This window comes from Sinomicrobium halophytocola (assembly GCF_052983395.1).
On record NZ_JBRKIT010000043.1, the window covers coordinates 24832 to 50950 of the forward strand.

A 26119-nucleotide genomic window follows, 5' to 3' on the forward strand; every position below is an offset into this window, starting at 1 on the left:
TCCGGGAATTAATAACTCCCTAAAATCAACACTACCTACTTCTTGGTTCGTGTTGTCTTTTTCTTCTTCGGGGCTTTTTTATCCAACATCCCTTTCACTTCCTCCAAGCTCAATTGACTCACATCCACATCCTTGGAAAGTTCCACTTTAGCCTTGCCTTTTATTATATTATGTCTTCCCCAGCGGGCCTTTTCTATTCTAATCCCTTCCTCGGCCCATTCCTGAACGACTTTCTCTGCCTCTTTTTTCAGCTTATCCTCTATAAGCTCCCGGATGTCGGAATCCGAAAGATCATCAAAATCATACTTTTTGTTCACATTAACAAACATACCATCCCACTTAATAAAGGGACCGAAACGGCCTTTCCCTTTGGTCACCTCTTTCCCTTTATAACTGGCAATGGGTGCGTCTGCCTTTTGCTTGGCCTTGATCAGTTCCACCGCCCGTTCCAGCGAAACATCAAAGACATCTTTTCCTTTATCCAGGGATATAAACGCATTATCGTAACGAATATAAGGGCCGTACCTTCCGACATTCACCTCTACGGTTTTTCCTTCGTGGTCTCCCAGGGTCCGTGGTAGTGCAAACAGCCCTAATGCCTCTTCCAGGCTGATACTTTCAATAGTCTGTTCCGGCAAAAGACTGGCAAACTTCGGTTTTTCTTCTTCATCCGCCACGCCTATCTGAACCATGGGACCGAAACGCCCCAACCGAACACTGACCTGCCTTCCGGTTTCCGGATCTGTTCCCAATATTCTTTCGCCGGTCTCTCTGTCCGCATTCTCTTCCACATTTATTACCTGCGGATGAAACCCTTTATAGAAATCTTTCATCATCAGGGTCCAGTCTTCCTGCCCGGAAGCAATATCATCGAAATTCTGCTCTACCCTGGCGGTAAAGTTATAGTCCAGTATATTTTCAAAATGATTAACGAGAAAATCATTAACGATCATGCCTATGTCCGTAGGTACCAGTTTTCCTTTATCCGACCCGGTAATTTCCGCAAGGGTTTTCTCCCCTATCGTTTCCTTTTTCAGGGTAAACTGAATATACTTTCGTTCAGTGCCCTCAATACTTCCTTTTTCAACATATCCCCTATTTTGAATCGTGGATATAGTAGGCGCATATGTCGATGGACGTCCTATGCCCAGCTCTTCAAGTTTTTTAACCAGGGAAGCTTCCGTATAGCGATATGGCGGTCTGGAAAATCGCTGTGTGGCCGTCATATAATTATTAAAAAGGTTTTCTCCAACGGTCAGGGCAGGCAGCAAGTCGGCCTGCTCTTCGTCTTCATCATCAGTTCCTTCTATATACACCTTCAGAAAACCATCAAATTTCAAGACTTCACCATTTGCTGTAAATTGTTCTTTATGCGTATTAGCTTCTATTTTCACCACGGTCCGTTCCAGTTGGGCATCGCTCATTTGCGACGCTATGGTACGTTTCCATATCAGGTCATATAACCGGGCCTGGTCTCTTTCCATAGACACAGAATGCCTGGAAATATCCGTAGGCCGGATAGCCTCGTGAGCTTCCTGTGCTCCCTTAGCCTTTTGTGAAAAATTACGTGGTTTGCTGTATTTCTGCCCGTATTCGCGCTGAATCTCTTCCTTTGCTGCTTCCTGTGCTTCCGGGGAAAGGTTCACACTATCCGTTCTCATATAGGTAATAAGTCCCGCTTCATAAAGCCTTTGGGCCATATTCATGGTCTTGCTTACTGAAAAATAAAGCTTTCGTGAAGCTTCCTGTTGTAATGTCGAGGTCGTAAAAGGTGGCGCCGGGGTCTTTTTTGCCGGTTTGGTTTCCAGATTTGCCACTTGAAATTCCGCACCGATATTACTCTCCAGGAATTTTCTGGCTTCTTCCTTAGTTGCAAAAGTTTTGGGCAGTTTTGCTTTGAACGATTTGCCGGCTTCCGTTTTAAATTCCGCTACAATACGGAAAGAGGCCTCCGGTGTAAAAGCGGTTATTTCCCGTTCGCGTTCTACGATAAGCCGGACGGCTACGGACTGTACCCGTCCGGCGGAAAGACCGCTTTTTATCTTTTTCCAGAGAATGGGTGACAATTCATAACCTACCAGCCGGTCCAGTACACGCCGGGCCTGCTGTGCATTTACAAGATTATAATCGATTCCCCTGGGGTTTTCAATAGCTTTTAAAATGGAATTTTTGGTTATGGCATTAAAAACGATTCTTTTTACTTTAGACTGGTCCAGTTTCAATTGTTCCGCCAGGTGCCAGGCAATAGCCTCTCCTTCCCGGTCCTCATCACTCGCCAACCATACCATATCGGCTTTTGCGGCAAGGCTTTTGAGGTTTTTAACAACTTCCTTCTTGTCTTTCGAAACAATATATTTAGGCTTGAAGTCCTTTTCCACATCCACACCGAGTTCCTTGGAAGGCAGGTCCGAGATATGTCCGTAACTAGATGCCACCTTATAGTCCTTACCGAGGAATTTCTCTATGGTTTTCGCCTTGGCAGGCGACTCTACAATCACTAAATTCTTTGCCATAAACCCATTTTTAAGATTACAAAAGTATATTAAAAAATATTTATAGGGACACCCTTCCGTTTTTTTGCCTAAAAAACAACAGGCATTTCCCTGTCAAATTGTCACTAAGTTTATAAATAATCCTATCTTTGCATCATATTATTACGAATTGATTTTTTAAACGGTTCCCGGCATTGATCTGCAAGTTAGTGCAGGTACAACATTCCGGGAAGCAAATGAACTTGCCCGTAACGGGCCCGAGTCCTTATGGAAAAAATAATTGACGAAAAGAAACAGGGAGAAAGTCTTATCCTGGATCCGCAAAAAGACACGGAACAGGCAATACGGAATGGAAAGGATGGCAGAAAACTTTATATAGAAAGCTACGGCTGCCAAATGAATTTTTCCGATAGTGAGATCGTGGCTTCTATTCTGGCCAATGAAGGTTTCAACACCACCCGGCAGATGGAAGAGGCAGATCTTGTTCTTATTAACACCTGCTCCATACGTGAAAAAGCCGAACAGACCGTACGCAAAAGACTCGAAAAATTCAACGCCGTTAAAAAGATAAATCCGGGAATGAAAGTAGGTGTACTGGGTTGCATGGCCGAGCGTCTCAAAAACAAATTCCTGGAAGAAGAAAAAATAGTGGATATGGTCGTTGGCCCCGATGCCTATAAAGACCTGCCCAACCTCGTACAGGAAATAGACGAGGGCAGGAATGCCGTAAACGTCATCCTCTCCAAAGAAGAAACCTATGGCGATGTAGCCCCGGTTCGCCTGAACAGTAACGGAATAACCGCCTTTGTATCCATCACCAGGGGATGTGACAATATGTGTACCTTCTGTGTAGTGCCTTTTACACGGGGACGCGAAAGAAGCCGGGACCCGCAGTCCATACTCGAAGAAGTAAATGAACTATGGGAGAAAGGCTACAAAGAAATAACCCTGCTTGGACAAAATGTAGACAGCTACCTCTGGTATGGAGGCGGGCTGAAAAAGGACTATGACAGTGCATCCGAAATGCAAAAAGCCACTGCTGTAAGTTTTGCAGGTCTGCTGACTATGGTAGCAGAAGCGCAACCCGGGATGCGTATCCGCTTTTCCACTTCCAACCCGCAGGACATGACACTCGCTGCAATCGAAGCTATGGCCAAGTACCCGAATATCTGTAAATATATCCACCTGCCCGTACAAAGCGGCAGCAACCGGATACTAAAAGCCATGAACCGCCTGCATACCCGTGAGGAATATTTTGAACTTATAGACAATATACGCAAAATCATTCCGGACTGTGCCATTTCACACGATATGATCACAGGATTCCCGACAGAAACCGAAGAAGATCACCAGGATACCCTTTCCCTGATGGAATATGTAAAGTACGATTTCGGTTTTATGTTTGCTTATTCAGAGAGACCCGGAACCCTTGCGGCCAGAAAAATGGAAGATGATGTCCCTGAAGAAGTGAAAAAGCGAAGGCTTACGGAGATTATTAACCTGCAACAAGAACACGGATTGTACAGGACACGGCAACATCTCGGCAAAACGGAAGAGGTACTTATCGAAGGGCCCTCCAAAAAAAGTGATGCCCACTGGATGGGACGCAATACACAAAATACCGTGGTGGTTTTCCCAAAAGAAAATTATAAAATAGGTGATTTTGTAAATGTTAAGATTACGGACTGTACTCCTGCCACCCTGATCGGGCAAGCGGTAGGTATTTCCGTCTGACACCCGGGACCGGAGAACTATCTTCCCGGAAATTACAACAATGAAGTGTAATCAATAAGCTTATCTCCTTTCACAATATTTTTCACGATAAGGGGGATCGGGACAAAACTATGGAAAACGTACAAGCCATAAAACAGCGATTCGGTATCATAGGTAATGATGTAAAGCTAAATCGTGCCATCGAGAAGGCCATACAGGTAGCCCCTACAGACATTTCCGTACTGGTTACCGGGGAAAGCGGAGTGGGAAAAGAAAGTATCCCTAAGATCGTCCATTCGCTGTCTCACCGGAAACACGGTAAATTCATTGCGGTTAACTGCGGGGCCATTCCGGAAGGAACTATAGACAGCGAACTTTTCGGACACGAAAAAGGTTCGTTTACCGGGGCCACCCAAACCAGGAGCGGATATTTCGAAGAAGCCGACGGGGGGACCATATTTCTCGATGAAGTAGGAGAACTTCCGCTTACTACCCAGGTACGCCTTCTACGGGTACTGGAAAACGGGGAGTTTATAAAGGTAGGATCTTCCAAAGTATTAAAAACCAATGTACGTATCGTAGCAGCTACCAATGTAAACATGTTTGAGGCCATAGAAAAAGAAAAATTTCGCGAAGACCTTTACTACCGTCTCAGCACCGTGGAAATTCACCTGCCGCCCCTGCGTGACAGGAAAGATGACATTCATCTCCTCTTTCGGAAATTTGCAGCCGATTTTGCCCAGAAATACAAAATGCCTGCCATCCGGCTCGAAGATGATGCCGTACGACTGTTACTTAAATACCGTTGGGCAGGAAATATACGACAACTTCGAAATGTAGCCGAACAGATATCCGTATTGGAACAGGATCGGAGCATATCGGGGGAAACTCTCACGGGATACCTGCCGGGCGCCGGAAAAAATCTCCCTGCCGTTATCAATGATAAGAAGACCCAGGCCGATTTTGGTAGTGAACGGGAGATACTCTACAAGATATTGTTTGACATGAAGGGCGATCTCAACGATCTTAAAAAACTGACACTGGAATTAATGCAATCCGGCAGTAATCAGAAAGTACAGGAAGAAAACCAGAACCTGATAAAAAAAATCTACGGCAAATCTGATGCAGAATCCGACTTTGACACCAACACCAAAAGTTCCGATTCCCGTGCCAATGATTATAGTGATATTGAAGATTACGAAGAGAGCGACGCACTGGAAGTGCTACCTGTATCACAACATTCTGCCGTACGTGGGAGAAGCGAAGACAAATATCACTTTGCCGAAGAGATCGAGGAAGAAGAAACCCTGTCTCTCCAGGACAAAGAACTGGAACTCATAAAAAAGGCACTCGACCGTAACCACGGAAAGCGGAAAGCAGCAGCAGCAGAGCTCGGTATCTCCGAAAGGACACTGTACCGAAAAATAAAACAATACGATCTTTGAGCAAAAAAGGACGAAATGATAAGTCATTTTAAATAATATCTTTGCCGGGAACGTTACATTAACGTATAGAATAACATATAATTCAATGAAAATACCAAACCCCGTTAAGGCCGGATATATTTTCGTATTCCTCGTTTTAATAACCGTACAAGGCTGCGGAGTCTATAATTTCACCGGAGGTGATGTTGGTAGTGCACAAACCTTCCAGGTTAACAGTTTTCGTAACGAAGCCCCCCTGGTGGAGCCCGGACTGGACAGGGACTTTACCCTTGCCCTGCAGGACCTGATAATGAACCAGACCAGCCTGGACCTCGTACCTTCCGGCGGTGACCTGCTCTATGAAGGAGAGATCACCGAATACCGGGTTGCGCCTATGACCGCTACAGCCCAGCAGACCGCCGCCCAGAACAGACTGACCATAGGTGTGCGGGTACGGTTTACCAATAATACAAAGGAAGATGCCGATTTCGAAAGGACATTTTCTTTCTTTTACGATTTTGGTGCCAACGAACAACTCAATGCCGTGCAAAGTGCCGCACACCAGGAAATCTTCGAAAGGATAACCCAGGATATATTTAATGCATCGCTTGCGGACTGGTAAGAAAAAAACGAATCGTTATTTGTCAAATTCTGAAAACAGCGTGTTTACAATATTTTATGACCGTTTCAACTTTCATACATCTCCTACAAAACCCGAAAGACATCCGCCTGGGAGAAACCACCTCCCTGGAACAGGTTATTGAGCAATATCCCTTTTTCCAGTCTGCCAGGGCGCTACACCTGAAAGGACTGAAAAACCTCAACAGTTTCAAATATAATGATACCTTAAAAAAAACAGCCGCTTTTACTACTGACAGAGCTGTTCTGTTCGATCTGATCACCTCTAGGGAATTCATACAAAACCGCATTGCCCAGACCATCGCCGGTAATCATCCTGACATAGCGGGCATCGAGGTGAATGCACAGGAGATTCGTCTAGAAAACCGAAACCTGATAGAGCAGACTCATATAGGCAGTGAAAAAGAAGCCGAACAGATACTGGACCCTTCCGTTTTTATGCCTTTGGAAAAAGAACTACGCTCCGAAGAAGGGCAGAAACTAAAAACAGGAGAACCCATTGAGTTCAGCAGAAATGAAAAACATTCTTTTGCCGAATGGTTAAAACTCTCTTCCGTACAGCCTATAAAAAGAGAAAGATCTGCAGGTGACACCCCCCTTGAGGGAGGGAAGGAGGGTGTCCCGAATGCTTCCGATCAAAGCAGAAAGTTCAGGCTTATCGACAAGTTTATAAAGACCAATCCGAAAATAGTGCCCAAAGCAGCCGACCGCAATAAAGAAGCACCTGTGGAAAACCTCGCGAAAAGCACGCAAATGGAAAAGGCAGAACTTATGACAGAAACCCTGGCCAAAGTATACCTGGAACAGAAGCGATATAAAAATGCCATTCAGGCCTACAAAATATTAAGTTTGAAATATCCGGAAAAAAGTGGTTTCTTTGCAGACCAGATCAGGGCTATCAAAAAATTACAGCAGAACAACTGATTGGTTTCCTGACAACTAATGACCGGACATAACAGTTCTGGCAACCGAAAAAACCAAATATATATTAATAAATTACAACATCAACAATGGGTACGTTTTCAATTTTTCTAGTGCTAATTATCATAGTGTCACTTTTATTGATCCTGGTTATTATGGTACAGAATCCGAAAGGTGGCGGACTTTCTTCAACTTTTGGTGGCGGAGGCGGTCAGATAGTGGGTGGTGTTAAAAAGACAGGAGACTTCCTGGACAAAAGCACCTGGACCCTGGCTACGATCCTCATCGCGCTTATTTTGCTTTCCAACCTGACGCTCAAAAGCGGAAACTCTTCACAGGATTCCAAATTGCTTGACGGACAAAGAACGGAAAGAGAAACCACTGCACCACAACAGACAGATACTCCGGCACCTGTAACGGACACGACCGGAACAGAACAGTAATGTGTTAAAAACATACATCAAAAAATGCCAGCTTGTCATAGGTTGGCATTTTTGTTTACAAAATTGTCAGTTTACCCTTCTTTTTAGCCGGCACAATCACGTTGGCATAATTTCTGTCTGATTCTGCATAGTTCAAAAAAATTAATCTAAATCCTATAAAAATAATAAGATGGCTAAAGTAAACATTAAACCGCTTGCAGACAGAGTTCTGATAGAACCTGTTGCCGCAGAAACAACGACTGCTTCAGGAATCATTATCCCCGATTCTGCAAAAGAAAAACCGCAAAAAGGTGTTGTTGTTGCAGTTGGTCCCGGTACCAAGGACGAACCGTTAACTGTAAAAGTCGGTGATACTGTTCTTTACGGAAAATATTCGGGTACGGAACTCAAACTTGAGGGTGCTGATTACCTGATGATGCGCGAAAGTGACATCCTTGCTATTGTCTAGCTCCCTCTACTTCATTTAACCCTATTAACTTAAAAGACATTAAATTTAAAACCAAAAACACATGGCAAAAGACATAAAATTCGATATTGAAGCCCGTGACGGATTAAAGCGCGGGGTTGATGCACTGGCAAATGCAGTAAAAGTGACTTTAGGGCCAAAAGGTAGAAATGTAATTATCAGCAAATCTTTTGGTGCCCCTACCGTTACCAAAGACGGTGTTACTGTGGCTAAAGAAATAGAGCTGGAAAACCCCCTCGAAAACATGGGTGCCCAGATGGTGAAAGAAGTTGCTTCCAAAACTAACGATCTCGCCGGAGACGGAACTACTACCGCAACTGTTCTGGCGCAGGCTATCGTAAAAGAAGGTCTGAAAAATGTTGCCGCAGGAGCAAATCCTATGGACCTTAAAAGAGGTATAGACAAGGCTGTTGAAGTATTGGTTGCTGACCTTGCCAAACAAACCAAAGAAGTAGGTGACACCTCCGAAAAGATCAAACAAGTTGCTGCTATCTCTGCCAATAATGACGAAACCATCGGTGAACTTATTGCCAAGGCATTCAACAAAGTAGGAAAAGAAGGTGTTATCACTGTAGAAGAATCCAAAGGAACAGATACTTATGTAGACGTTGTAGAAGGAATGCAGTTTGACAGAGGATATCTTTCCGCATACTTTGTGACTGACTCCGAAAAAATGGTTGCAGAACTGGAGAACCCGTATATCCTTCTTTACGACAAGAAGATCTCCAACATGAAAGATTTGCTTTCCGTACTTGAACCCGTAGCACAACAAGGAAGACCCCTGTTGATCATTGCCGAGGACGTAGACGGTGAAGCTCTTGCTACTCTGGTTGTAAACAAACTGAGAGGTTCTCTCAAAATAGCAGCGGTAAAAGCTCCCGGATTTGGTGACCGAAGAAAAGCTATGCTCGAGGATATCGCTATCCTTACAGGTGGTACCGTAATTTCCGAAGAAAGAGGATTTACCCTGGAAAATGCTACTATCGATATGCTCGGATCTGCAGAGAAAGTAGCTATCGACAAAGACAATACTACGGTAGTAAACGGTGCCGGCGAAGCAGAAGCTATCAAAGGACGTGTTAACCAGATCAAGGCACAAATAGAAACCACAACTTCCGACTATGACAGGGAAAAACTTCAGGAACGTCTTGCCAAACTGGCAGGCGGTGTAGCCGTACTTTATGTAGGTGCCGCTTCCGAAGTGGAAATGAAAGAGAAAAAAGACCGCGTAGACGATGCCCTGCACGCTACAAGAGCTGCTGTTGAAGAAGGTATTGTTGCCGGTGGTGGTGTTGCTCTTGTAAGAGCAAAAGCCGTTCTGGACAAGGTTAAGCCTGCCAACGCAGACGAAGAGACCGGGGTTCAGATTGTAGCCCGTGCTATCGAATCTCCGTTGCGTACTATCGTAGAAAACGCCGGTGGAGAAGGTTCTGTAGTAGTTTCCAAAGTACTGGAAGGCAAAGACAGCTTCGGTTATGATGCCAAGTCCGAAACTTATGTGGACATGTTCAAAGCAGGTATTATCGACCCTAAGAAGGTAACACGTATTGCCCTGGAAAATGCCGCATCCGTTGCCGGAATGATCCTGACTACGGAATGCGCACTTACTGACATTAAAGAAGATGCTCCCGCAGCTCCCCCGATGGGAGGCGGAATGCCGGGAATGATGTAATTTCTCTCTCAGAGAAAGAGAATCTGATAATTTTAAAAAGTCCGGGGTTTATTCTAAAAACTCCGGACTTTTTTGTTAATATTTTTTTAATCCGTTTTCGTTTTTCAAAAAAATTATATTATTTAGTTGTCCATCAATCCATTAAATTATGACAACTAATATACTACAAGCCGTCCGCTGGAACACGGCTCAAAAAGTACTGTTCCGGTTTATCTTTCTTTATACCTTATTCTACACCTTACCGTTTCCTGTTAATTATATTCCTTACGGGCAATATCTCTCCCATTGGATCGGTCAATTCTGGCAATGGTTATCGCTATGGACGGCTGATCATATATTCCATATTGCAGAGGAACTGCCATTAAGCGGAAGAGGCAGCGGAGATATAACTTTAGCCTACCTACGGGTATTTGTCCAGCTTGTCATTGCTGCAGCAGGAACTATTATCTGGTCTGTGTCGGATAGAAAAAGAGAACATTACAGTAAATTATTCCGTTATCATATTGTATTTCTACGATATTATACCGCCTTTCTCCTACTGACATATGGAATTATAAAAATTATTCCGACACAATTTTCCAATTTGAGTTTGTTCGACCTCATAAAAACGTATGGTGACTCCTCCCCGATGGGGCTTATGTGGAATTTTATGGAGTACTCCGACACCTATACCAGATTCTCCGGAATTGCAGAAGCCCTGGGAGGTATTTTATTGCTTTTCAGACGAACAGAACGATTGGGAGCTCTTGTAGGCTTCGGAGTTATGCTCAATGTCTTTTTAATGAATATGAGTTATGATGTCCCGGTGAAGCTTCTGTCTTTCCATCTCATGTTTATCTGTGCCATTATTCTCAGTGCTCATATCAAAGCTTTTTTGAATTTCTTCCTGTTCAACAAGACCGCACCTCCGGTACAGATATTCTCGTATTCTTCGCATAAAAAGGCCCGCATTGCCGGATACGTTTTCAAAGGAATCCTCATACTTTATTTTGTTATTCCCCGAGTCATCAATACTAACGAATACTATACAAAACGCAGGGACAAAGCATCACTTCCGGCTCTCTATGGAATTTATGACGTAAAGGATTTTATATATAACGGCGATACCATTGCGCCATTGCTAACAGATACGCTCCGGTGGAAACGAATGGTAATAGACCGCAACAGTACAGGCATTGTAAAAATGAACGACAAAATCATCCCCATTCAAAATAATACGGATACTCTAAAACACACCCTTACGCTAACATCGTGGCAAGATACAACCAGCACACATTCCTTCACCTACAAAGTCCGGGACAGCATGCTTTATGTCAATGGTACTTACGGAAAGGATCGTATGGACATTACGCTGAAAAAAAAGGACCTCAACGATTTTCTCCTTATCAATAGAGGTTTTCATTGGATCAACGAATATCCGTTCAACCGATAAATTTATCAACCCTTTCGGATAACTTCCAGAAAATCCTCCCTCGCCGGGCTGAATACATCGATGAGCATGCCGTCTTCCAAACACTCGGCCCCGTGAGGCACATCAGACGGGATAAAGAAACCATCGCCTTCTTTCAGGGTTTTCTTTTTCCCGTCTATGGTTATTTCGAATACTCCCGAAGCCACATAAGTCGCCTGGGAATGATAGTGATGATGTACATAACCCACAGCTCCTTTTTCAAATTTCACCTTCACCATCATAATACGATCGTCATATCCTACGAACTGGCGTTCGATACCTTCATCTACTTTTTCCCAGGGTGTTTCGGACGAGGTAAAGAACACTTCGCTTTTATCTTCTGATGCCTCCATAGCCATTATATTTTTATTCATATGTTTTCAAAACTAAGGAATAAACAGTGGAACGGGAGGCAACAGGCCCAAAAAAAGATTGTTTTCATCCAATTTTCGTGTTCCGCAGGCGAAGTGAATTGGCAATGACAGACACCGAACTGAAACTCATGGCCAGGGCGGCTATCATCGGGGAAAGCAACAGTCCGAAAACCGGGTACAACACCCCGGCCGCCACAGGAATACCCAGCGTATTATAGGCCAGTGCAAAAAACAGGTTCTCTTTTATATTCCGCATAACTTTGTGGCTCAGCATACGTGCTTTGGCTATACCATTCAAATCTCCTTTTACCAGGGTTATCTCCGCGCTCTCTATCGCCACATCTGTTCCCGTTCCCATAGCTATACCTATGTCTGCTTGTGCCAGGGCCGGGGCATCGTTTATCCCGTCTCCCGCCATGGCCACCTTTTTACCTTCACTCTGTAATCGCTTTACCTCGTTTTGCTTATCCTCAGGCAACATCTGGGCTTTAAACCCGTCCAGCTTCAGGGTTTCACTGACAGCCCGGGCCGTATCTTCGTTATCACCAGTAAGCATAATGACTTCCAGCCCCTCTTCCTGCAATTTTTTAATGGCATCCCTGCTGGTTTCCTTTATTTTATCTGAAATCACCACAAAGCCAAGAACCTTGTCGCCTTCGGACAGGTAGGATACGGTTTTTCCTTGTTGTTGTTCCGTTTTTACTTTTTTACGTAAATCCGCCGGTATCTCGGCCTTTACCTGTTCCATCAGTTTTTTATTGCCAAGGGCTAATAAACTCCCTTTACCCTCTGACCCCGTTTGAGCCCCTCGGCCGTGGGTTTCCACATGGTAGGCGATGACCCCTTTCCCGGTAACGGATTCAAAATCGGTTACCCGATTGGGCTCCACCCCTTTTTCTTCAGCATATCGCATGGTAGCCTGTGCCAGGGGATGTTCGCTATGGCTGTTCAGGGATATTATTTTTTGCAGCAATTCCGTTTCGTCCGAATCTCCGGCGGTAACAACCTTTTCCACGGAAGGTTTTCCTTCGGTAACCGTTCCCGTTTTATCGATAATAACCACATCTATTTTATTCATGCGTTCCAGCGCTTCCGCGTTTTTGATCAATACACCGGACTGCGCACCTTTGCCCACGCCTACCATTACGGACATCGGGGTGGCCAGCCCCAGGGCACACGGACAGGCTATAATAAGTACGGCTATGGCATTTACAAAGGCATATACATAAGCCGGCTGCGGGCCGAAAACGGCCCAGACAATACCTGTAATTAAAGCCACCAACACAACAACAGGCACAAAATATCCGGAGATTTTGTCTGCCAGCTTTTGTATGGGCGCCCTTGATCTACTGGCTGAATTTACCATTTCAATAATCTGCGAAAGCAGGGTTTCCGAACCTACTTTTTCCGCTTCCATAACAAAACTCCTGTTCCCGTTAATAGTTCCGGAGCTTACTTTATCCCCTGCTTTCTTATCTACCGGGATGGGTTCCCCGGATATCATGGATTCGTCAATAGCACTTTCTCCCTCTTTTACAACACCGTCCACAGGTATTTTCTCCCCGGGTTTCACCTTTAAAAGATCTCCTTCATTTACATCGTCCAGGCTCACTACCTTTTCTTTTCCGTCTACTATTTTAGTGGCATTATTAGGAGCCAGTTTCAACAATTCCTTTATGGCGGAATTGGTTTTTCCATGCGCCCTGGCTTCCAGTAGTTGTCCCAGCAATACCAGGGTCAGTATTACCGTGGCCGCTTCAAAGTAGACATAAACCGTTCCGCCGTGCGATTTGAACTGCTCCGGAAATATTCCCGGGAACAACAATGCCCCCACGCTGAATAACCAGGCAACACCCGCGCCGATACCAATAAGGGTAAACATATTCAGGTTCCAGCTTATAACCGATTTGTATGCCCTTTCGAAAAACATCCACGTTGCATAGAATACCACGGGAAGGGACAATCCGAACTGGACCCAGTTCCAGTACTTCCAGGGCATTAGTTTTGCCAGCGGGTTTCCCGGTAACATCTCCGACATGGCGATCAAAAATATCGGGATAGTAAAAGCGACAGCAACCTTGAACTTTTTGAGTAGTTTTTTATAGGTCTGGTCCTCCTCTTCCTCATCGGCCTCCATCGGTACCAGGTCCATGCCACATATCGGGCAGGAACCGGGCTCGTCCTTCACTACTTCAGGATGCATAGGGCAGGTATATTTCGTTTTTTTCCTCTCCAGAGACGGGGCCTCTACAAGATCCATCCCACAAACAGGACAGCTTCCCGGTTTATCATAGGTCTTATCCCCCTCGCAATGCATAGGGCAATAATAAACCCCACTGCCACTGCCGGAAGTTTTTTTATCCGTTTTCTTATGATGTGATGCATGATCATCCTTTCCCGAACTGCAACAACTACAGCTTTTATGCTCCTGTATCGCTTCCGGCATCTTTATACCATAATGCCCTCCATCCTCTTCAAAGGCCTGCTGTAACTTTTCCAGCGGAACATGATATTCCATTTCCACCTCTGCCTCCGATTTCCCCTGGTCTACATCAGCACCGGTTACACCGTCTATATGTTGTAAAATATTTTCTACATGCTTCTTGCATCCTTCGCAGGACATTCCGGTTATCGAATAAGTATGCTTCATCTCTTTGAATTTATACGACAAAGTTCTAACAAAAGTGCTTTTTATGTGTTACACAATTTTAGAAAAGGATTGTATAATTTACGGGTTTCCATATAAAAAAACAATTTTCCCCTGTTAAGAGTACTTTTCAATCTCTCGTAAAACCTTTGTTTTTCTTCATTTCTTAAAAAAAAAGAAAACTTTTTTGGTAAAAACATCATATCTGTACCACTTTATATATAAACGTCCCATCGAATATATACCACAAATATCACAGATGTATCTGCCAAAAATACGGCCCGACACATACCTCGAACAGTCTGGGTAATCCTGCTTAATGTAATATGGCACACACGGAGACTTACTCCATTCTTATTAACATTAACTAACTAAAATGATGAGAACATTATTAAAAAAACAATGCCGGTGGCTACCTCCAAGACCATTATTTTTCTGTTGCCTTACATTGCTTTGTATGAAAGGGGTACAATCTTCTCCCGAATGCTCTTCCATTGCAGCTCGTCCCCTCCTCTCGTACCATTATTTTCAGCAACAGGTAGTAGGACAAGTTACCGGGGCTGACGGAGAACCGTTATTGGGTGTTACCTTGCAGAATACTGAAACAAAAACCGGTACGATAACAGACTATAACGGGAAATTCAGCATTCAGGCTTCGGAAGGAGACATCATTGAATTCAGCATGATGGGATACCGGTCAAAATCCGTAACGGTGGAAGACCCCGAAACCACTATGGAAATCGTACTGGAAGAAGGCGTTCTGGAACTGGAAGAGACCATCGTTACTGCCCTGGCCATAAAACGGGAGGAAAGGTCTTTGGGATATGCCGTTTCGCAGGTAGACGGGGAAGAGGTCCAGAAAGTAAGGATCCCCAATGTTGTCAATGCCCTTGCTGGGAAAGTTGCCGGACTGTCGATAAGCAGCACCGCAGGAGGACCTACAGGATCTTCGCGCGTGGTCATCCGGGGAAATACGACGATTACCGGTAGTAACCAACCGCTTTATGTCATAGACGGGGTGCCTATGGACAATTCCAATTACGGCCAGGTGGCAAGTTCCCAGTATGGTGACGGTTATGATATGGGAGATGCTGTTTCTGCCATAAACCCGGACGATATAGACAAGATCAGTGTTCTTAAAGGTCCCTCCGCCGCCGCACTTTACGGAAGCCGGGCTGCCAACGGGGTTATTCTCATAACAACCAAAAAAGGAGATCAACAGAAGGAACTGGGTATCGAACTGAATAGTACTATTACGTTTGAAAAGCAACTCACCCGGTATGACGACCACCAGCATCTTTACGGCCAAGGAAGAAACCAGACCCTGCCCCAGGATGAAACACAAGCCCGTTCAACCCTGTTTTCCAATTTCGGGCCGCGACTGGACCCAAATCTGATGATGACTTATTATGATGGTGTAGAGCGTCCGTATGCTCTTGTTAAGGATAATATCAGCAATTTTTTTCAGACGGGTATTACCTATAGCAACAATATAGCCCTGAGCAGCTATTCGGACAGGGCTTCGTTCCGCCTTGCCGTTCTGGATATGAAAAACGACGACATTATTCCCGGAAGTGACTTTAAGAGAAATTCTTTCACCTTTAACGGGAGTGCCAGTCTGGGAGAAAAACTGAAAGTCTCCGGCCGCGCTTTTTACCTCAAAGAAAAAGTAAATAATCGCCCGGGGCTGGCAGATGATCCCAGCAACATAGGGAACAATTTCATAGGGCTCGCCAATAACGTAGACCAGGCGCTCTTTAAAGACTATTACAAGGACGAAGAGGGCACTTACGTCAACTGGGGCGGCGGACAATACCGGTTGAACCCTTACTGGGTGATCAATGAAATGGAAAATACCACCAAAAAGAACCGGTTTATGGGAATGATCCAGGCCAATTATACCATAAACGACTGGCTCAGCATACAAGGTCGACTGTCCACGGATATTACCTATCTCGATTTTCGGAAATTTGCCCCGAGAACCACTCCGGGATCTCTCGCAGGAAGGCTCAATATGAACGACCAGGCCTATTTTACGACAGAAGCCGACGTATTGCTCAGTTTTGAAAAACAGTTCACCCCCAATTTTAATTTCTCCGCAAAACTTGGAGGTAGTCTTTCGCGCATCAGCAATAAAAGAGATGCCTGGGAATTCCTGAATATGACAGTTACGGACGTGGTGAGCCCCAACAGCTTTGCAGATAAATCCATAGTATCTACCCATTACAGGAAAAAGAACAATTCGGCCTACCTGCTTTTAAATGCAGGCTATAAAAGGTTCCTGTACCTGGATGCCACCATAAGACAGGATGCCTCTTCTACCCTCCCCGTAGACAATAACACGTATTATTACCCTTCGCTCTCCGGCAGTTTCATTTTCACGGAAGCCTTTAATTTAAAAAATGATATACTGTCATACGGTAAAGTGAGGGCTTCAGTGGCAGAAGTCGCCAATGATACCGACCCGTATCAATTGGATCTCTATTATGAACTCAATCCACTTTCTTTTAACGGAACGTCCGTAGGAGGTGTAGCAGGGACTACCTTACCCAATCCCGATCTGAAACCTACCCGTACCCGTTCTTTCGAGACCGGATTGGAGCTCAAATTCCTTAAAAACCGGATAGGACTGGACCTCACATATTACAACCAACGTTCCCGGGATCAGATAAACCGTGTGCCCATTCCCATTTCTTCCGGGTTTACTTACCAGATGATCAATGCCGGCGTGGTGACCAACGAAGGCGTAGAGATCGTGTTGAGTACCAAGCCCGTTATGAACAAGAATTTCCAGTGGAACCTCAACATGAACATGGCCTTCAATGAGAATAAGGTAGAATCTCTTGCGGAAGGAGTACCATTCCTCTCCCTGGCCGATGCCCGGTGGATGGGGGTTTCGGTAATAGCTATGCCCAACGCCCCCTATGGCGCCATACTCGGATATGGCTATCAAAAAGATCCGCAGGGCAATATCATACTCAATTCCAATACGCTGATGCCTGTAATAAGCGAAGAACGCCAGGTCATCGGACAGGGTACTTTTAAATGGACCGGCGGACTCTACAGCGCTTTCAGCTACAAGAATATTACCCTGACCGCCAACCTGGATGTAAAACTCGGCGGGGAAATATTTGCGATGAGCAACCTTTTTGCCGATATACGCGGACTGTCCAAAAAAACCCTGGAAGGACGTGAAGAATGGATCAGCGGACAGGAAAGCGGTATGACCGAAGAAGAAATGGGAACAGCCGGTCTTGGCTATATTCCGAAAGGTGTGGTCCAAACCGGGACAGACGGTGATGGTAACCCGGTTTACGAACAGAACACCAGGGCTGTGAACCCTTCTCAATACTGGTCGGGTATTTATTCCGACGGTAACGGCATCGCCATACCTTACATCTATGATGCCAGCTATGTAAAAATGAGAGAACTGACACTTTCGTACAGCCTACCATCCACCCTGGTTTCCAAATGGGGCCTGAGCAACCTGAGCATAGCGCTGGTAAGCAGGAATCCGTTTATCATCTACAAATCCGTTCCCAATATCGATCCCGACTCCAATTACAACAACAGTAACGGACAAGGGCTCGAATACGGATCGCTCCCGTCCCGCCGAAGCATGGGCTTTAATTTTAAAATCAAGTTTTAACTAAATAATGAAGGTGATGAGGTTAATTACAACTAAAAACTACTGCACAAGAGCGCTGGTTACTGCATTATTTGCGATTGTACTGGGTGCCTGCAACGACTTCGGAGATACCAATATAGACCCCATACGTTCCAGCAACCTGGACCCCGAAAAGCAACTCAACCTGGTGCAACTCAGTTATTCCGGTGGTCTGGGGGTCAATGAAAGGACCAGTGTGATGCTGACCATGCCTCTCGTACAGCATGTGGGAGGAATATGGGCCAACCGTTACGGACAATTCTATATCTATAACAAACCATATATGGCATACCCGTGGGAGAATACTTTTAACGCTCACCTGCTCAATATAGTAGATGCCGTAGAAAGGACCAATGCCCAGGACGGTCAGTCCAACCTTAACGCCATATGCCGTATTATGAAAGTATACCTGTTTGCCCGCTTTACCGATCTGTATGGCGACATTCCCTACAGCGAGGCGGGCAAGGGATACAACGAAGGTATCGTTCGGCCCGTATATGATAGACAGGAAGACATTTACAATGACTTTTTCAAGGAATTAAGTGAAGCTTCCGCCCAGCTTGACCCTTCTGCAGATAATATCGAAAACGACTTCTTTTACGACGGTAATATCGAGGCCTGGCGAAAATTTGCCAATTCCCTGCACCTACGGCTTGCCATGCGGCTGGTAAAAGTAGATCCGCAGCGCGCCAAAGAAGAAGCCAAAAAAGCCTACGATGCAGGAGTATTGGAAAACAACTCGGAAACATGCATGATGCAGCACGAAGACATTCAAAACGATTATCAGGATATCCGGGGTAACGGACTCTCTGCCGCCCTGAACCAAAGTGAGGAGCTTTCCAGGATATCTAATACACTGATCGACATTATGCGGGAATCCAATGATCCAAGGCTACCGGAAATAGCGAGATATTACAAGACTTATGCCTTTCGCCCTTTCGACAGAACAGATATTACCCAGCAGGTTAGTGAAGTGATAGGGTTTACCGGGGTAAACAGCAACGAATACTTGTGGGATAACTGGCAGGCCGAATTCGAGATTACGCTCCCTTCGGGCGAGACGTATATGGTAACCAACAATGAGCAGAAAGCCCAGATCGCCAATTTCCTCATAGCAAACAACGCTCCTTACCTGCATCTCACCTACGCCGAGGTAGAATTTCTACTCGCCGATGCCACATTGCGGTTCGGGCAGGAGTTTGGTGAAAGTGCCCAGGGACATTACGAAAATGGTGTCCGGGCAGCATTGCAACAGTTGAGCTTCTTTCCCGGAGGCCCCACGTTTACGGATACACAAATCGACGATTTTATTCAGAGTGTCCCTTTAATACCGGGAAGAGAACTGGAAGTCGTGAACACCCAACTCTGGATCGCCCTTTTACTCAACGGCCCGGAAGCTTTTGCCAACTGGAGAAGGACAGGTTACCCCGTATTGCCATCTTCCGTAACCGGTGAGTCCACCACCACGACCACGCCGCGCAGATTTGAATATCCGCTTACCGAACAGGAACAAAATGCCATTCATTACCAGGAAGCCGTAGACCGCCTCGGGGGAGAAGATACCTGGAATGCCAGGGTATGGTGGGATGTTGAACAGTAATATTAAAAACGTAAACAATGAAAAAAATATGGATTTATATCATCCCGGTCATGCTCGTGCTTTCCGCTTCGGGATGCAGCACATCGGATGATGACGGCTATAGCAGTGACTTCTTTCCGAGGATCTTTGACCCTACAAGCGTTTTTTCCATACCATCCTATGTTATCAATGTAGGCGAGGAAGTTACTTTCGAAGATCTTGCATTCTCGCCCGGCGGAAAAGTGGATATCAGCTGGAAGATAAACGGAGAGGTCATGTCCAAAGAAGAAGACTATACCTTTATTGCTGAAGAAGGAGGCGAATACGAGCTGGTACTCGAAGTGAGGAACGGGGACGATATGGCCACGCGCAATACTTTTATCCTGGTCAGTCCGGAAGAATACGAGTTCAAACCGTATACTTCCGTGGTGATGTCTTACCTGTCCGAAGGAGGCAGTTCGGAGAATATCGACTGGAACACTATAACCCATGTGGCTTTTAAATGCGGAAGGGTACTCCCTGGTGGAGGCCTGGATGTAATAGCTGGTGAAACAGGTCAGACCGCTAATGCCCTCGTAGCACGATCGCACCTCAACGGAGTACCCGTACTGCTGGGTATCAGCGGAAGGCTTTCGGGCATAGACGGATGGGCGCTTTATGAAAGTAACGACTTCGGCAATGTGATCCGGGACCCGCAAACCAGGGACTTATTGATACAAAATATCGTAAACTATGTAAGTGAGAAGAAAATGGACGGCGTAGAGATTATGATGACCGACCTGAACTCTACTCTTGCTTCAAATAATGCTGCTGCCGTAGGTCCTTTTGTAAACGCCCTCAAGGAAGCGCTTCCCGAAGAGGCCCTGGTTACCGTAACGGTTGCCACCAACTGGGTACATTGGGAATACACGGACCTGTCGGATGCCGACTGGCTTAATGTCAGGGCTTTTGAAAACGGAACCCACGTAGGGCCCGGCGCCCCGCTGGGACAGTCTTCCCCATACGAATATATGGTGCAGGGGGCTGAAATATGGGCAAATACACACGGTATTCCCACAAACAAAATAGTGTTGGGAATCCCGGCCTTCGGTGTCCGGTATGACGAAATTGACGAGAACGGCAATAATGCCAGCTGGGGATCGTATGCCTATATGACCTACAACGATATTCTCATCCAGGACCCGGAAGCTTATGCTAACGAATTCTCAGACATCGCCTATGGCGTGTATTACAACGGTGTCCCGCTGGTAGAACAAAAAGCGCAGTACATTAAAGAAAACCAATTTCTCGGAGCTTATATATGGGCGGGCGATTACGATACTACAGGTACAAACTCGCTTACCGCAACCTTGTACAATACATTGAATTAAAGCCCTTAAAAGCCAATTCAGGGACAGCTATAGCAGTCTTTTTCAATGTAAGGAATACAACAGTGAAAAATATGAACTAACCAAAAATTTAAAAAAATGATACGTAAAAAAAGCATTTGGTTTTTAACCAATTTATGGGCATTCGCTCCGTTTTTATGGAGCTGCAATTCAGATCAACAACTTGTTGAAAATCCCGACCCCGAGTCACATCATCTGGTCAGTATGGTACAAGATAACGATAAGGTGGTTATCGGGTATATTCCCACGTATGTCAATATGCAAAATACAATAGACAATACGGACCTGGATATCGTTACACACATCAATATCGCTTTCGTTAACCCGGATGTATCCGGAGCGGTTTTATCCAACGGAGAACCAACATGCAGTAATGCTTCGGCATCAGACATTACGTATGTCGTAAACAAGGCACACCAGGAAAACGTGAAAGTTCTCGCCTCTTTGGGAGGAGGTTCGGAGCCCGTATGTGCGGGAGACTGGGAAACACTTCTGCAACCTTCCAACCGGGCAACATTGGTCAGTAACCTATCGGCATTTGTTCAGTATTTTAACCTGGACGGTATTGATGTGGATATTGAAGGCGCCAGGTTACAGGCTTTGGTCAATGCCGGATATTATACTCCTTTTATAGAAGATCTCAGAGATGCCCTGAATCCCCTGGGGAAATTAGTCACATGTGCCACGGCAACGTACACCGGGGGAAGGATACCTGTTTCTTCCATACCCCATTTTGATTATGTCAATGTCATGTCTTATGATAACGGCTGGGGAACTACAGGACATCATTCCACTTATGCAGATGCCGTAAGCCATATACAAACATGGCTCGCCCTCGGTTGTCCGGCAGAAAAACTGGTTTTGGGTGTTCCTTTTTACGGTTACACAAACACTGTAGGCACCGGGGGCACTTCCTATAAAGATATAGTAAGCCAGTACCCCGCTGCTGCATATGTAGATGAATATGTGGGATATAAATATAACGGGATCACCACTATCGAGGCCAAAACCGAATATGCCATGCAAAACATTGCCGGGGTTATGATCTGGGAGCTTTCGCAGGATACTTTTGACAGCCTGAGTCTCTTACAGGGTATCGGCAGAAAGCTGTCCGGACAACCGGAAAGTGTGACTTTAGGTTATTTTACGGAAAGAACGGTAACCGATGTCGTATCCTCGCAGAATTTAAATACCAGTTCCATGACCGCCAATATCAGCTATCCGGATGCGGGGACCGACGGTGGTAGCGTGGTGATCGAAGCCAAAGCCACCGGGAACGGGTCTGCAACCAATTATTCTACTTATTTCAATTACCCGGGAGATCCCAATCAGGATTTAAGTCCGTATAATACTTTTCATATATCCCTCAAGTCCGCCAGTCCTCAGGAGACCATCATACGCCTGGAAGATGCCGCGGGCCAGATGGCAGCTTTCGATCCTACGGATTACGGTTTTGCCTATGACGGCAACTGGCATGCCATTACCATCCCTTTCATGGATGTTTCCACTCAAAACCCAAATTTTGACCTTACCGATGTAAACAATGTAGTCGTAGTAAAAAGCATTCCCGGTATGGCCGGCAATGTAAATCCCGCTACCTATATTTTTTATGTAGATGACGTTTATTTTTCCCTCAGTAATTAACTACCGAACCAAACTATTTATTATGAAAAAACTAGTGATCCTGTCCCTTGTTATTTTCACCCTTATCGTTTCCTGCAATCCCGGATTATTGGGTTCCAATGGAGAAAATGTGATACACACCCCGGTTTTCGGAGCACATGGCAACCTCCAGGTTATCGGCACCCAACTGTGTGATGATGCCGGAGCCCCTGTTCAGCTCAGGGGTATGAGCACCCACGGCCTGCAATATCGCGGTAATTGTTATAACGAAGAGTCCCTGGACCTGCTTGTTGATGATTGGGGTGTTGATATTCTCCGGTTATCGATGTATGTACAGGAAGGCGGGTATGAAACAGATCCGGTTTTCTTCACCCAGTTTGTAGACAGCCTGGTCGAAGAGTGTTACGACAGGGGTATCTATGCCCTGATTGACTGGCACATGCTACACCCCGGCGACCCGAATGCGAATACCGACCTGGCTAAAGTATTTTTCGAGCATGTTTCGGAAGAGCACGCGGACAAGGGAAATGTACTCTACGAGATCTGTAATGAACCTAATAATGATAATCATGTGGTGACCTGGCCCATGATAAAGAACTATGCCGAAGAAATTATTCCTATCATACGGGATAACGATCCGAATTCGGTAATCATTGTGGGGACACCCGAATTCGCTTCCCGACCGGACTGGGTTATAGGCAATGAACTCAGTTATAACAACGTCATGTACACCATGCACTTTTATGCCGCCGACCCCGGGCAGATCGACCGTATGGGATATGTATCCAGCGCTCTCGGCTCCGGTATCCCGGTATTTGTCACCGAATTCGGTACGCAGGACGGCTGGGGCGACGGAGAGAACAATTTTGACATGTCCCAGAAGTGGCTTAATTTCCTTGCAGACAACAAGATATCCTGGTGTAACTGGAACTATTCCGACAGCCCTCTAAGCGGTGCCGTCTGGAAAAACGGCACCTGTCCCGACGGCCCGTGGACACATGACAACCTGAAAGTCTCCGGGGTGTTCATGAAAGCCCATTTCAAAGACGAAGCCATATGGGATTACGACCTGGGATCGGGTACGGGTTCCGGTACGAGTTATCCGCCCTCCGGGGTTACCAAAACGTCTGCTTCCTCTGAAGAAGATCCGGGGTTCCTGTCCTATCCCCCTACGGGAACAGCCCAGGTAAGTACCGCTGCTTCGGCAGGCGTCGGTTTTACCTTATCCGGATCAACACTTAACCTTGGGGCGGGCAACAATGCTACACCCAACAAGTTTTCCCTCTACAAGATCGCAGAAGGTTCCGCTGCCACAAGCCTGTATTTTACCGTAGATTTCAACAGCAGTACACAGGGTACCGCCGTTTTTGCCCTGGGAAATTCCTCGGCCGATATCTTTACCGGTACCGAAGCCTATACCAACTTCGAACAGGAAGGATTATTCGGCGCCATAAGGTTTTTCGTAGGCAATTGCTGTACCAATGCCGAATACCGCTATGAAACCGGGGGAAGTTACTTTCACCGTGCTGCCGATACGGACCACTTTTCCAGGACTACCGCTATGGATGTGGAAATACACTGTAACAATACAGCTTCCACCAAAACATACCAACGGGGAACCGCTAGTTATGATATAGCACCCAACTCCTATCATGTGGTGGTGAACGATCAATTCGTTACTCACTCCGGTTCCCCTGACCTCGTAAGCACGGGAGAGCTGGACAACGAAGGCAGGATAGATGCCGTATTGTTCACCGGATCGGACAGCGCGGGCAATACCCTGAATTACACCCTGAGTGATATCCGTGTGGAGCGTATCGCACAACATGACTGATCCGTGATAATGACCATATCCCTTCCGAACGAAATAACATAAACAAATGTCAAGAAAGGCCCGTGCCGATGGGGTACGGGTCTTAAAATGCCATAAACAATGCAAAACAACAAAAGAAACAGGCTATTATCCATCGATGCTTTTCGCGCGCTGATCATGTTATTGATGATCTTTGTAAACACCCTTTGGACACTAAAAGATATTCCGGGATGGATCGGTCACCGGGCCGCAGAGGAAGACGGTTTAGGTCTTGCCGACACTATTTTCCCCGCCTTTTTGTTCATTGTGGGATTGTCCGTTCCTTATGCCATACAAAACAGGACCAAAAAAGGACATACACAGGCAGAAACAGGCTGGCACATCATCATCCGAACCCTGGCACTGGTGGTCATGGGACTTTTTCTCGTAAACCTGGAACACTATTCGGCAACATCACTGCTTCCAAAAGGGGTATGGCTGTTTTGCATAACCACAGGCTTTTTCCTGGTATGGCTCGATTATCCCAGGGAGAAAAAACGATGGCCTTCTATACTTAAAGCCGCAGGAATTATTATCCTGTTACTTATGGCCATACTTTATAAAGGAGAGGACGATAGCGGTAATATTACAGGGATGCAGAACTACTGGTGGGGAATTCTCGGAAAAATAGGCTGGAGTTATTTTGTGGTGAGCATCATATTCCTCTTTTCCAAGGGCCGGTTGTGGATACAAGCGATCACCCTCGCCGGGTTGATCCTGTTTAACATCGCTTCGCATTCCGGTGTGCTCTCTCCTATAGATGGTATTCGCCCCTACCTGTGGTTTTTAGGCAACGGATCCTCTACTGCTCTCACGGCTTGTGGTGTTGTAGTGTCACTGATATATCAACGATATCGGGAAAATAACCGGGAGTTCTTATGGATCATCTCGGGGATGGCCATAGTTTTCATAGCCCTGGGGCTACTGGCCCGTAAAGAATGGATCATATCCAAAATCCTGGCCACGCCTTCTTTTGTACTGGTGTGTTCGGGCATCAGCATGGCCGGATATGCCCTGATGGTATGGATCACCGATATTAAAGGATGGTCGGGATGGTACCGTTGGATAAGCCCTGCCGGAACCAGCACACTTACCTGTTACCTCCTCCCGTACCTCCACAATGCCCTGCTGACATTATTCTTCTGGCAATTACCCGAAATATTGCGCACCGGAATGGTGGGGATATGCAAATCGCTTTTGTATGCTTTTCTCATCATAACAATCACCGGGCTTCTGGAAAAGAAAAGGATCAGGCTAAAAATATAAAATTGCGAAAAACTTTGTGGTTTTCCGGATCACAGGCTTTATTTTACCACAGAGATTTCACAAAGCAGGTACAAAGTTACACGGAGAATTCTGTGGAAATTAACTCTAACTTTTTATAAACAGGACGGAACAACACCGAATTTTGTCGCAAGACAGTTCATTGACAAAGAACATCAACAGGTCGTGTATAATTCTATGGAAAGGCAGTATAGTCGTTCCTGGTTCACATCGCCATTCGGTTCCGTTCTGTTTTTCCTTTGATTCCGGGAACAACCTTCCAGCTCTTCTACCTCACCAATAAAAAAATAACGGGTATTTAATATATCTCAAAAGAAGATCGACTTATGTATTTCTGTGGCTCTTTGTATTATATGTGTTATTATACAAAAAATGCACAAAGGTTCACAAAGAATTGCATGGAGAGGCCCACAAAATATTCGAACAAATAAACCTTAGTTCATTTCTGTGCAGAGTCCTTCGATATCCCGATAATGGGGATCATG

Annotated in this window: 17 protein-coding genes; 14 read left to right on the forward strand and 3 right to left on the reverse strand. The window is 45.6% G+C overall.

Annotation, left to right across the window (positions count from 1 at the left end):
- Window positions 1-35 precede the first annotated feature (35 nt).
- Window positions 36-2513: a type I DNA topoisomerase gene (gene topA / locus ACVBDY_RS20195; protein WP_447177281.1), complete on the reverse strand. Its 2478-nt coding sequence runs from the start codon at window positions 2511-2513 to the stop codon at window positions 36-38.
- Window positions 2514-2759: 246 nt separating this feature from the next.
- Here topA and miaB point away from each other — a divergent pair, with 246 nt between their 5' ends.
- From miaB to ACVBDY_RS20235, 8 genes are all read left to right on the forward strand, one after another.
- Window positions 2760-4226, forward strand: coding sequence for a tRNA (N6-isopentenyl adenosine(37)-C2)-methylthiotransferase MiaB (miaB, locus tag ACVBDY_RS20200; RefSeq protein ID WP_447177282.1), 1467 nt, complete (start codon window positions 2760-2762; stop codon window positions 4224-4226).
- A 110-nt stretch (window positions 4227-4336) separates the two neighbouring features.
- Window positions 4337-5650 carry a sigma-54 interaction domain-containing protein gene (locus ACVBDY_RS20205; RefSeq protein WP_447177283.1) on the forward strand — a complete coding sequence of 438 codons (1314 nt, stop codon included), beginning with the start codon at window positions 4337-4339 and terminating at the stop codon, window positions 5648-5650.
- Window positions 5651-5735: 85 nt separating this feature from the next.
- Entirely contained in the window at window positions 5736-6251 is a 516-nt protein-coding gene (locus tag ACVBDY_RS20210; RefSeq protein WP_447177284.1) for an LptE family protein, read from the forward strand.
- Between the two features lie 56 nt (window positions 6252-6307).
- Complete coding sequence (locus tag ACVBDY_RS20215; protein WP_447177285.1) at window positions 6308-7192, forward strand: DUF8458 domain-containing protein; 885 nt, start codon at window positions 6308-6310, stop codon at window positions 7190-7192.
- An 86-nt stretch (window positions 7193-7278) separates the two neighbouring features.
- Window positions 7279-7632: a preprotein translocase subunit SecG gene (gene secG, locus ACVBDY_RS20220; protein WP_447177286.1), complete on the forward strand. Its 354-nt coding sequence runs from the start codon at window positions 7279-7281 to the stop codon at window positions 7630-7632.
- A 169-nt stretch (window positions 7633-7801) separates the two neighbouring features.
- Window positions 7802-8080, forward strand: coding sequence for a co-chaperone GroES (locus ACVBDY_RS20225; protein WP_447177287.1), 279 nt, complete (start codon window positions 7802-7804; stop codon window positions 8078-8080).
- A 61-nt stretch (window positions 8081-8141) separates the two neighbouring features.
- Complete coding sequence (gene groL / locus ACVBDY_RS20230) at window positions 8142-9770, forward strand: chaperonin GroEL (protein ID WP_447177288.1); 1629 nt, start codon at window positions 8142-8144, stop codon at window positions 9768-9770.
- Window positions 9771-9918: 148 nt separating this feature from the next.
- Window positions 9919-11202 (forward strand): hypothetical protein, encoded by a 1284-nt coding sequence (locus ACVBDY_RS20235; protein ID WP_447177289.1) that lies wholly within the window; start codon window positions 9919-9921, stop codon window positions 11200-11202.
- A gap of 5 nt (window positions 11203-11207) precedes the next feature.
- Here the strand turns inward: ACVBDY_RS20235 and ACVBDY_RS20240 are convergent, their stop codons facing one another.
- Both ACVBDY_RS20240 and ACVBDY_RS20245 read right to left on the reverse strand, forming a co-directional pair.
- Window positions 11208-11594 (reverse strand): cupin domain-containing protein, encoded by a 387-nt coding sequence (locus ACVBDY_RS20240; protein ID WP_447177290.1) that lies wholly within the window; start codon window positions 11592-11594, stop codon window positions 11208-11210.
- Window positions 11595-11658: 64 nt separating this feature from the next.
- Window positions 11659-14244 (reverse strand): heavy metal translocating P-type ATPase, encoded by a 2586-nt coding sequence (locus ACVBDY_RS20245; RefSeq protein ID WP_447177291.1) that lies wholly within the window; start codon window positions 14242-14244, stop codon window positions 11659-11661.
- A gap of 454 nt (window positions 14245-14698) precedes the next feature.
- Between ACVBDY_RS20245 and ACVBDY_RS20250 the strand changes: the two genes are divergently transcribed.
- The 6 genes from ACVBDY_RS20250 (at window position 14699) to ACVBDY_RS20275 (ending at window position 25616) form a co-directional block, all read left to right on the forward strand.
- Complete coding sequence (locus ACVBDY_RS20250; protein WP_447177292.1) at window positions 14699-17890, forward strand: SusC/RagA family TonB-linked outer membrane protein; 3192 nt, start codon at window positions 14699-14701, stop codon at window positions 17888-17890.
- A gap of 16 nt (window positions 17891-17906) precedes the next feature.
- A complete protein-coding gene (locus ACVBDY_RS20255) occupies window positions 17907-19508 on the forward strand; it encodes a SusD/RagB family nutrient-binding outer membrane lipoprotein (protein ID WP_447177293.1) in 1602 nt (533 codons plus the stop codon).
- Window positions 19509-19525: 17 nt separating this feature from the next.
- Complete coding sequence (locus tag ACVBDY_RS20260) at window positions 19526-20857, forward strand: glycosyl hydrolase family 18 protein (RefSeq protein WP_447177294.1); 1332 nt, start codon at window positions 19526-19528, stop codon at window positions 20855-20857.
- 96 nt (window positions 20858-20953) lie between these two features.
- Entirely contained in the window at window positions 20954-22519 is a 1566-nt protein-coding gene (locus tag ACVBDY_RS20265) for a glycosyl hydrolase family 18 protein (RefSeq protein WP_447177295.1), read from the forward strand.
- 22 nt (window positions 22520-22541) lie between these two features.
- Window positions 22542-24332, forward strand: coding sequence for a glycoside hydrolase family 5 protein (locus tag ACVBDY_RS20270; protein WP_447177296.1), 1791 nt, complete (start codon window positions 22542-22544; stop codon window positions 24330-24332).
- A gap of 99 nt (window positions 24333-24431) precedes the next feature.
- Window positions 24432-25616, forward strand: coding sequence for a heparan-alpha-glucosaminide N-acetyltransferase domain-containing protein (locus ACVBDY_RS20275; protein WP_447177297.1), 1185 nt, complete (start codon window positions 24432-24434; stop codon window positions 25614-25616).
- The last annotated feature ends 503 nt before the right edge of the window (window positions 25617-26119 follow it).

What these genes read in the sequence shown, in the direction of transcription:
- topA (WP_447177281.1), bottom strand. Translation starts at nt 2,513, where the DNA reads ATGGCAAAGAATTTAGTGATTGTAGAGTCGCCTGCCAAGGCGAAAACC.
- miaB (WP_447177282.1), top strand. Translation starts at nt 2,760, where the DNA reads ATGGAAAAAATAATTGACGAAAAGAAACAGGGAGAAAGTCTTATCCTG.
- ACVBDY_RS20205 (WP_447177283.1), top strand. Translation starts at nt 4,337, where the DNA reads ATGGAAAACGTACAAGCCATAAAACAGCGATTCGGTATCATAGGTAAT.
- ACVBDY_RS20210 (WP_447177284.1), top strand. Translation starts at nt 5,736, where the DNA reads ATGAAAATACCAAACCCCGTTAAGGCCGGATATATTTTCGTATTCCTC.
- ACVBDY_RS20215 (WP_447177285.1), top strand. Translation starts at nt 6,308, where the DNA reads ATGACCGTTTCAACTTTCATACATCTCCTACAAAACCCGAAAGACATC.
- secG (WP_447177286.1), top strand. Translation starts at nt 7,279, where the DNA reads ATGGGTACGTTTTCAATTTTTCTAGTGCTAATTATCATAGTGTCACTT.
- ACVBDY_RS20225 (WP_447177287.1), top strand. Translation starts at nt 7,802, where the DNA reads ATGGCTAAAGTAAACATTAAACCGCTTGCAGACAGAGTTCTGATAGAA.
- groL (WP_447177288.1), top strand. Translation starts at nt 8,142, where the DNA reads ATGGCAAAAGACATAAAATTCGATATTGAAGCCCGTGACGGATTAAAG.
- ACVBDY_RS20235 (WP_447177289.1), top strand. Translation starts at nt 9,919, where the DNA reads ATGACAACTAATATACTACAAGCCGTCCGCTGGAACACGGCTCAAAAA.
- ACVBDY_RS20240 (WP_447177290.1), bottom strand. Translation starts at nt 11,594, where the DNA reads ATGAATAAAAATATAATGGCTATGGAGGCATCAGAAGATAAAAGCGAA.
- ACVBDY_RS20245 (WP_447177291.1), bottom strand. Translation starts at nt 14,244, where the DNA reads ATGAAGCATACTTATTCGATAACCGGAATGTCCTGCGAAGGATGCAAG.
- ACVBDY_RS20250 (WP_447177292.1), top strand. Translation starts at nt 14,699, where the DNA reads ATGAAAGGGGTACAATCTTCTCCCGAATGCTCTTCCATTGCAGCTCGT.
- ACVBDY_RS20255 (WP_447177293.1), top strand. Translation starts at nt 17,907, where the DNA reads ATGAGGTTAATTACAACTAAAAACTACTGCACAAGAGCGCTGGTTACT.
- ACVBDY_RS20260 (WP_447177294.1), top strand. Translation starts at nt 19,526, where the DNA reads ATGAAAAAAATATGGATTTATATCATCCCGGTCATGCTCGTGCTTTCC.
- ACVBDY_RS20265 (WP_447177295.1), top strand. Translation starts at nt 20,954, where the DNA reads ATGATACGTAAAAAAAGCATTTGGTTTTTAACCAATTTATGGGCATTC.
- ACVBDY_RS20270 (WP_447177296.1), top strand. Translation starts at nt 22,542, where the DNA reads ATGAAAAAACTAGTGATCCTGTCCCTTGTTATTTTCACCCTTATCGTT.
- ACVBDY_RS20275 (WP_447177297.1), top strand. Translation starts at nt 24,432, where the DNA reads ATGCAAAACAACAAAAGAAACAGGCTATTATCCATCGATGCTTTTCGC.